The organism is Streptomyces turgidiscabies Car8, assembly GCF_000331005.1.
Taxonomy (GTDB): domain Bacteria; phylum Actinomycetota; class Actinomycetes; order Streptomycetales; family Streptomycetaceae; genus Streptomyces; species Streptomyces turgidiscabies.
In genome coordinates this window covers 1-8,595 of sequence record NZ_AEJB01000232.1, presented here as the reverse complement: position 1 = coordinate 8,595, position 8,595 = coordinate 1, and the positions used below count along the sequence as shown (strand labels likewise).

General features: G+C 70.0%; 5 protein-coding genes. 3 read left to right on the top strand and 2 right to left on the bottom strand.

Annotated elements, in window-relative coordinates:
• Positions 1 to 3,151 (bottom strand): S8 family serine peptidase (locus STRTUCAR8_RS15715; RefSeq protein ID WP_006376763.1); only part of this gene is annotated, 3,151 nt, incomplete at its 3' end.
• A gap of 340 nt (positions 3,152 to 3,491) precedes the next feature.
• Here STRTUCAR8_RS15715 and STRTUCAR8_RS15710 point away from each other — a divergent pair.
• The 3 genes from STRTUCAR8_RS15710 (at position 3,492) to STRTUCAR8_RS15700 (ending at position 7,243) form a co-directional block, all read left to right on the top strand.
• Positions 3,492 to 3,935, top strand: a complete 444-nt coding sequence (locus tag STRTUCAR8_RS15710) for an NUDIX hydrolase (RefSeq protein WP_044472277.1) — start codon at positions 3,492 to 3,494, stop codon at positions 3,933 to 3,935.
• A gap of 231 nt (positions 3,936 to 4,166) precedes the next feature.
• Positions 4,167 to 5,936 carry a TIGR03767 family metallophosphoesterase gene (locus STRTUCAR8_RS15705; protein WP_006376761.1) on the top strand — a complete coding sequence of 590 codons (1,770 nt, stop codon included), beginning with the start codon at positions 4,167 to 4,169 and terminating at the stop codon, positions 5,934 to 5,936.
• A 137-nt stretch (positions 5,937 to 6,073) separates the two neighbouring features.
• Positions 6,074 to 7,243, top strand: a complete 1,170-nt coding sequence (locus STRTUCAR8_RS15700) for a serine hydrolase domain-containing protein (RefSeq protein WP_044472278.1) — start codon at positions 6,074 to 6,076, stop codon at positions 7,241 to 7,243.
• 106 nt (positions 7,244 to 7,349) lie between these two features.
• Here the strand turns inward: STRTUCAR8_RS15700 and STRTUCAR8_RS15695 are convergent, their stop codons facing one another.
• Positions 7,350 to 8,420 (bottom strand): hypothetical protein, encoded by a 1,071-nt coding sequence (locus STRTUCAR8_RS15695; protein ID WP_044472276.1) that lies wholly within the window; start codon positions 8,418 to 8,420, stop codon positions 7,350 to 7,352.
• Positions 8,421 to 8,595: the final 175 nt, after the last annotated feature.

Here is an 8,595-nt window from a genome sequence, read left to right as displayed (position 1 = left end):
CGACCTGGATGGAGCCCAGGGCGTCCGAGTAGAAGACGTCCTGGTAGTCGTACGCGGTCGTACCGGCCGGGATCGCGTAGCCGATGACCTCGACGGTGTACGTGCCGGCGGCGGGCGAGGCGATGGAGACCGCCTCCTCCGAGTCACCGTCGGCGGAGGTGCCGACCGCTGTACCGGCCGCGTTGTAGACGACCAGGTCCAGGTCGGCGGCGGTGTCGGAGACGTTGCCGATGGCGACGTCCAGGGACTTGGCGCCCGCGGGCACCTCGACCGTGGTCGTCTGCGTCTCACCGGTGGCGATGGTCGGACGGGCGTTCAGCGCCGAGCCGAGCGGACCGCCGGCCAGCTTGCCGTCGACCGGGGCGAGGTTGTTCGTCAGCTTCCAGGAGGCGGCGATCGGCGTGCCGACCTTGGCCTCGGGGATGGTGACGACGTCCGGGTCGAAGGTCGCGCCCAGGACGGTGGCGTCCAGCTTGTACGGGTTGTCGAGCAGCGGCGACGTACGACGCGACTCGACCTCGACCTCCCAGACACCGGCCTGCGGGTTCGGGTACGAACGCACGTCGGGCGCGCAGCCGTTGGTGTTCGGGTAGTTGCTGTAGCAGTACGGGGTGCCCGTGTCCTCGACCGGGACGCCGTACGGGTGGATCGAGATGAACCGGGTCTGGCTGTCGGCGGCCAGTCCGCTGATCGCGACCTCAAGGGTCTTGGCGCCCTCGGGGACGGTCAGGAAGTAGGACTTGCTGCTGTTGCGCTGGACCGAGCCCGACGCGGAGAACGTGTACTTGACCGGCTTCGAGATCACGACCGTGGTCAGGATCTGCTTGTCGACGACCTCGGTCTTCGGGTCGTCGACCTCAAGGATCGCGCTCTTGATGCCGGCCGTCTTCGAGTTCGCGACGACCTTGACGGTGACCGGCGTGTTCAGCGGCAGGCTGACGTCCTGCTTGCCGGCGATCCTGAAGGTGCCACCGACGTTGTTCCTGAAGCGCAGGTCGTGCCGGATCGCCTTGGCGGGACCGGACGTACGCGTCACGGTGACGTCGTACGTCTTGCTGACGCCGAGCTTGAGGCCGCCCTCGCGGTCGTACAGGCCGGTGCCGAAGCCCGGGGTCTTCAGCGCGAAGTCGATCGCGGTGTCGACCGGGGCCTTGACGGTGTAGTCGTGGGCGGTGGCACCGGCCGTGATGGCCTTCCACGCGTCCACGATGTTGATGAGGCCGGCGCCTTCCTCGTACGCCTGCGTACCTTCGATGTGATCGGCGTGCGTGGTCAGGGCCGTGCGGAGGTCGGCCGGGGAGAGGGCGATGTGCCTCTGCTTGGCGGCCGACAGCAGCAGCGCCGAGGCGCCGGCGGCCTGCGGGGACGCCATCGAGGTGCCCTGCAGCATCGAGTAGCCGGCCGGGAGGGTGTAGCCCGCCTGGGCGACCGGGGAGCCGGGGAGCCAGGTCTGCGTGGTGTTGATCGAGGCGCCGGGCGCGGTGATCGTCGGCGTGAAGCCACCGTCCTCACGCGGGCCGCGCGAGGAGAACGGCATCATCGCGTACTTCTTCGACACGATCGAGCCGTAGTTGGACGCCCAGGTCTCCTTGGAGATGGACGCGCCGACCGAGATGACCTTGTCGGCCAGACCGGGGTCACCGATCGTGTTGGCACCGGGTCCGGAGTTGCCGGCCGAGATGACGAGCTGGACGCCGTACGTGTCGATCAGACGCGTGTACAGCTCGGCGCGCGCGTTGTTGCCGTCGTTCAGCGCCGGGAGGCCGCCGATCGACATGTTGACGATGTCGACGCCACGGTTGACGACGAGGTCGATCATGCCCTCGGTGAGCGCGACGTTGGTGCAGCCCGGGCCGAAGACGCAGGCGCGGGACGAGACGATCTTCGCGCCGGGCGCGGCACCGTTCATCTTGCCGCCGAACAGGCTGTTCGCCGCGGTGATACCGGCGACGTGGGTGCCGTGCTCGGACGAGATCATGCCGATGTTCGCGTAGTCGGCCTTGGCGCCGGCCGCGTTGTAGACGACGTCCTTGCGGATCTCGACGACGAACGGGATGCGCTCGGCGACGTCGGTCGCCGGGTTGTCCGTGCCGAAGTAGCCGACCTGGTAGCCGTCCTTGTACGGCTTCATCGGCTTGTCGTCGGTGAAGTCGTGGTTGTCGTTCACGTCGACGGTGACCGTGCCTGCGGCGGCGTCGTACAGCACGCCCCAGACGTCGGTCTTGTCGCCGTCGCGGTTGACGTCTCCGGCCTGGTCGCCACCGGCGGTGGCGGACTCGGCGAAGTAGCTGAACTTGTAGTCACCGACCGGCGCCGTGAAGTTCTCGGTGCCCTGGCTGGCCGTGGTGATGGCGAAGGCCGGACCGGCGACCGCCCTCGTCTGCCGCAGCCAGCTGCCGTCGCCGTCGTTGACCGGGTCGGTGGACGTGACCCAGTCGACGATCTTGCGCTCGCCGGTGGTGGTCTTCTGCAGCGCGGGGTGCGCCAGGTCCACACCGGAGTCGAGGATGCCGATGGTGATGCCCCGGCCGTCCGCCTTCGGGTTCTTCTTCACGAAGTCGACGGCGCCCGTCTCGAAGGACGGGTTGTACGGGTTCACGGCGGGCGTGTTCTTGTCCGGCGCCGCGTAGGTCTTGGTCTTGCTCTTGGTGCCGGCGCTCGCCTGGGGGGCGGAGGCGGTGTCGGCACTCGGCGTCGGGTCGTCCAGGGGGATGTCCTGGCGCAGGTCGATCCCGTGTACGGAGGAGAGCTTCGCGGCGGCCTTGATGGCCGCGTCGGCCTTCGCGGTCGGAACGGTGGCCCGGACGTAGCCGACCTTGTCGAAGGTCCGGCCCACGAGGCCGCCCTGGACCGCGTCCAGCTGCGCGGCGACCTGCTCGGTCTGGCCCGGCGCGGTGGCGATCATCATCGTGACGGTCTTGTCGCCGTCGGTCTTGGCCGCGGAGAGGAGCTCGGCGTCGTCGGAGCCGAGCTTGTCGTGCGCCGACTTGACGGGGCCGTCGGCCGGGGCCGCGTCCGTCGCCGTGTCCGCGGCGAAGGCCATGGGTATGGGCCCTGCCCCGGAGAGCGCGGCCACCAGTCCGGCGGCCACGGCTATGCGTGCCAGGCGTCTCGCGCTCGTTATCGGTTCGCGCTCGGGCGTGAAGGTCATCGGCATCCCTTGTAGGTAAAGGAACGTGCGTCGAGCGACCAGGTCGATCGACCCTGGCCGCGATCGTCCGGATGCGACCCCGGATGATCGCCCAGCTTTACTCAAGAGGCGGATATTTGGTGAAGGTTGACCGAAACGATATGGATGGATGGGGAAAACCCGCGATCGCCTTGAGGAGATATAGCCAGAAGGGTGAGCTTCCACACCTTTGTGCAGCCCGGTTGCGGTAGGGCGCAGCACCGGTTTGCCGCCCACGGCTCGATGCGGGCCCTGGCCGGACAATTCACCCGCCGGTTTCCGCCGAGCGCGCTAACTTCCTTGTGTGCGAACGACCTTGAGGGTGGCGGCCTACGCTGTCTGTGTCCGGAACGGCCAGATTCTGCTCGCCCGCAGCCCCGACGGCCGGGGCGGCCACGAGTGGGTGCTGCCGGGCGGCGGTATGGAACACGGCGAGGACCCGTACGACACGGTCCGCCGCGAGCTCATGGAGGAGACGGGCTACCGCATCGACGTGACGGGCCTGCTGGGCGTCGACTCCCGCCGCCGTACCTTCACCCACCGCCGGTGGCGCCCGGTGGACCACCAGGGCCTGGCGCTCGTCTACGAGGGCCTGGTCACCGGCGGCGAACTCCGCCCGGAGACGAACGGCTCCACGGACCTCGCCGCCTGGCACGACCTGGACGCGGTGGCGGGGCTGCGAAGGGCGCGGACAGTGATCGTCGGGCTGGCGCTGTGGCGGGAGCGGCCGGCCACGGGGAGGGTCGTGCAGACGGGGGAGGAGTAGCCCACGTACCCCGTCAGATGAACGCGGAGTGACGGACTCCGGGCCGTTCGCCGTGCGGTCGTGAACGGACGAGGTGGCCCAAGATCCACGTACGGAGATCGGTGTCGCGCGTTGCTGCCTCGTTCACGCGCAGGTCATCCCCGGTGCCAAGCATCCAGAGTGAGCGGGACGTTCGCGACTGCGATCGCCCGCGACCACTTCCGACGCGTTCGCACTCGGGGAGACCGCGCCATGTCGCGCACACGCTCTGTCGCAAGCCCCACGCCGGGACTCAACCGACGTTCACTGCTCGCCGCGGCCGGGGCGGTGTCCGTCTCGGCGGGCGTCGGCTACGGGCTGCGGCCCAGTGACAGCCAGGCGGCCACAGCGGCCGAGGTCACCGCCGCCGAGGGCCCGGTGGCCCTGTCCCGCCAGGCGGCGCCGGCCGCACTCGCCCCCTTCACCCGGGGCACCACCCTCAACACCGTCTCCGCGCCCCTCGGCACCGGCGCCTACCGGCGCCTCGGCGAGGGCAGGGCGTGGGGCCGGGTGGTGCGTGCGGAGCTGGCGTCGCCGAAGTCGGGCCGCGCCGCCCGCCGGACCACCATGGCGGCCTTCGTCCAGTTCACGGACCTGCACCTGACCGACGTACAGCACCCGCTGCGCCTGGAGTACATGCGTTCGGCCGACCGGCACGCCTGGCGCCCGCACGAGGCACTGACTGTGCAGGGCGCGACCTCGCTGGTCGAGCGGATCAACGCGCTGCGCGGAGCGCCGGTCACCGGCTCCCCGCTGCACTTCGTGATGACGACCGGCGACAACACGGACAACAACGCGCACTCCGAGCTGGAGTGGTTCATGAAGGTGATGAGCGGCGGGCGCATGACGCCGAACACCGGCGACCCGCGCCACTACGAGGGCGTCCAGAACAGCGGCCTCCCGCTCTACTGGCAGCCGGACTCCGCCACCCGCGACTCCGACAAGCAGCACGGCTTCCCGCACATCGACGGCTTCCTCGACGCGGCGATACGAGAAGTACGCAGCCCCGGCCTGAACCTCCCCTGGTACTCGACGGTCGGCAACCACGACTCCCTGCCCCTCGGCTGCTACGCCTCCCACAGCGACCCCTTCCTCACCGACTTCGCGGTCGGCGGCAGGAAGCTGATGGATCTGCCGACGGCACGCAGCAAGGCGCTCCAGGACCAGATCAGAAGCTCCGACGACCCGAAGGGCATCCGCTTCCGGGAGCTGATCCAGGCCCACACGCGCGACCTGCGCTCGGTCACCCCGGACGAGAGCAGGGCCCCCTTCACTCGGGCCGACTATCTGAAGGCGCACCTGGACCCGGCGTACGCGGGTGTGGGCCCGGTCGGCCACGGCTACTCGTCGGCCAACCTGGACGCGGGAACGCAGTACTACACCTTCCGCATCTCGGACGACGTCGTCGGCGTCAGCATCGACACCACCGACCCCGGCGGCCACTACCAGGGCTCGATCGGAGCGGCCCAAGTGCGCTGGCTGGACCGCACGTTGAAGGAGCACGCGAAAGCAGGCTCGTATGCCGTCGTCTTCAGCCACCACACCAGCGAGTCGATGACCAACACCCACCGCGACCCGGCTCACCCGGAGGAACAGCGCTACGACGGCGCGGACCTCGTGGCGCTGCTCGCCAGCCACCGCAACGTCCTCGCCTGGGTGAACGGCCACATCCACCGCAACGTCATCACCGCGCACTCGGCCCCGGACGACCGCTCGTTCTGGGAGATCTCGACCGCGTCGCACATCGACTTCCCCCAACTGGCCCGCGTCATCGAGCTGGTCGACAACAACGACGGCACCCTCTCGCTGTTCACGACCCTGGTCGAATCGGCGGCCCCCCACCACACGGACTACTCCGACCTCTCCCAGACAGGCCTGGCGGCCCTGTACCGCGAGCTGTCGTTCAACGCGCCGGGCGCTCGGGTCGACCTGACGGGGGGCGCGGGGGACCGGAATGTGGAGCTGGTGCTGAAGAAGGGCTGACAGGCGCCCCCACCTGCGAGAAGGCCGAAAGTCACTCAACCGGACCACCCCGAGCAACCTCACGCCCGCCCGCCGGGTCCCTCCCCCGACCGACCCTCGGCGAGGACGCGCCGAGGGCGATGAACGAGGGGAACGGCATGTCAGTCGACACGAGGCCGGGCAACAAGAGGCTGGTCGGGACGGCCCTGGTGATCGCCGTCGCGGCGGGCGCGTTCGCGGCGCCCGCGATGGCGGCGGCGCCGGCCGAACGGGGTGCGGCCGGTCACGAGGCCACCCGCGCGGCCATGAACGCCGCCGTCCAGGACGGTGTACCCGGTGTGGCTCTTCAGGCCAAGGACCGGCACGGGGTCTGGAAAGCGACTGCCGGTGTCGGCAACCTCAAGACCAAGCAGCCGCGCAGCGCCCAGGACAACTTCAGGGCCGGCAGCATCACGAAGACCTTCATCGCGACCGTCCTGCTCCAACTGGAGGCCGAGGGGCGGGTGTCGCTCGACGACACGGTCGACAAGTGGCTGCCCGGGGTCGTACAGGGCAACGGGCACGACGGACGGAAGATCACCCTCCGCCAGCTCCTCAACCACACCAGCGGCATCTTCAACTACACCGGGGACGAGGACTTCCAGCGCGAGGTCTTCCTCGCGGAGGGCTTCTTCAGGAACCGCAACCGCACCTGGACCCCGGACGAGATCGTCGGGATCGCCATGACGCACAAGCCCGAGTTCGCCCCGGGCGCGGGCTGGAGCTACTCGAACACCAACTACACGATCGCCGGCATGGTCATCAGGAAGGTGACCGGCAACTCGTACGGCGACGAGGTCCGCCGGCGCGTCATCAAGCCGCTCGGGCTGCACGGGACGTACATGCCGGGTACGAGCGCCAAGGTGCCGCAGACCAGCAGCCGCGCCTACTCGCCGCTCGCCGAGGTCGCCACCGGCAAGATCTACGACGTCACCGAGTTCAACCCCTCGGTCGCCAACTCCGCGGGCGAGATCATCACCAACTCCGGTGACCTGAACCGCTTCTACTCGGCGCTTCTGCGCGGAAAGGTCCTGCCCGCGAAGCAGCTCGCCGAGATGAAGACGACCGTCCCCGCCGGCCAGGTCGACGGGCGGTACGGGCTCGGGCTCATCGAGAACGAGCTGAGCTGCGGGGTCACCGTCTGGGGCCACAGCGGCGGCATCCACGGCTCCACCAGCGAGGCGGTCACCACGGCCGACGGCAAGCACTCCCTCTCCTTCAACTTCAACGGCGACTGGAGCGGCGACCTGGGGAAGATCGTCGAGGCGGAGTTCTGCGGGACCGAGTAGGGGCGCACGAAGCACCCGGAAACACGAAGTACGCGGAAACACGAGAAGGGGCCCCCGGTCGCCCGGCGGCCCCTCCTCTCCCCTCCTGGTGCCGCCCGGTCCGTCACTACCTCGGCAGAACCACGACATACGCCGCCGGCTCACGGTCCCCCGACGCCATCAGAGCCGTGCGTACGACAGTTGCCTGCTGCTCGATCGCCTCGCGCAGCTTGCGGGGCGTGATGTGGACGACCGTGATGCCCAGCCGCTCCAGATGCTCCCGCTTGCGGGCGTACTCCGACCAGAGCGCGTCGTCCTCCTGCCGGTGGCCCGGACGCGGGGCGCGTGTGTCGAGCTCCACCGCCACCGCCTGGTCGGGCCAGTAGGCGTCGAGGCCGCCGAGGCACGGGCCGCCCGGCAGACGCAGATCGACGTTCCAGACCGGCTCCGGGAGGCCGTGTTCGCGGACCATCCGGTACAGCCGGTCCTCCGCGATCGCCCGGCCCTCCGCGAGCAGGGAGTCGACGGCGTCCACGACGTGCGGCCGGCTCAGCAGCCGCCCCTGGTTCAACTCCCGTACCACCGCCGCCGGTTCACAGTGACCGGCGCGCACGGCGTCGGTCAGCAGCCGGCGTACGGCGTCCGCGTCCGTGAGTCCGGCCACCGCGTCGGCGAGGGCGCGGGGGACCGGGGCGACCGGCAGCCCGTCGATCAGCTCGGGCGTGGGCAGGGCCGAGGAGCGGACGATGCGGACGCAGCCCGTCGAGCGGAGCCGGCGCAGCCGGGGGACCAGGACGTCGACGGTGTCGAGGGACAGCAGCGGGGGTGCGGACGAGAAGCCGTGCAGGGCGAGCGCGGCGAGGCCGGTGACCATGGCCTCGGCGTAGACCGGGCGGCCTCGCTCCCGGTAGGGCTCCTCGGAGTCGGGCTGGGCCGGGACCCCCGTCGCCGGCCGCTCCTTCGCCGCGTACAGCAGGGCCGCGTGCAGCCGCTCCTCGCCGGTGGGCGGGCCCGGGTGCAGCAGGAACACGCCCGGCAGGAGCTGCTGCCAGGGTCCGCCGGACCGGCACTGCTCGTTCGCCTCGGCGGGCGCGACGCCGTTCGCCCGCAGTTGCGCGGCGGTCAGTACCCGGCGCTGTACGTGGGACAGGTGACGGAGGGGGCGGGTGCTCGGGGAGAGCGGGGTGTTGTGGGTCATGACTCCGACCTTCCCGTGTCCGATCCGCCCCCTAACCGCTGTTACAGGCTCGTCGACAATTCCGGACAAGCTCGCCCTAAAGTGCAAGCGTTCGAGTGCCGAAAGACGCTGGTCCCTCCGGGGGTTACGGCATGGGGTGCCCGGGTTCGGTAACGGTGGGTCCGGCGGGGACGTT

Excerpts from the sequence above, each read along its gene's own strand:
- STRTUCAR8_RS15705 (WP_006376761.1), top strand. The coding sequence starts at position 4,167 with ATGTCGCGCACACGCTCTGTCGCAAGCCCCACGCCGGGACTCAACCGA.
- STRTUCAR8_RS15700 (WP_044472278.1), top strand. The coding sequence starts at position 6,074 with ATGTCAGTCGACACGAGGCCGGGCAACAAGAGGCTGGTCGGGACGGCC.
- STRTUCAR8_RS15695 (WP_044472276.1), bottom strand. The coding sequence starts at position 8,420 with ATGACCCACAACACCCCGCTCTCCCCGAGCACCCGCCCCCTCCGTCAC.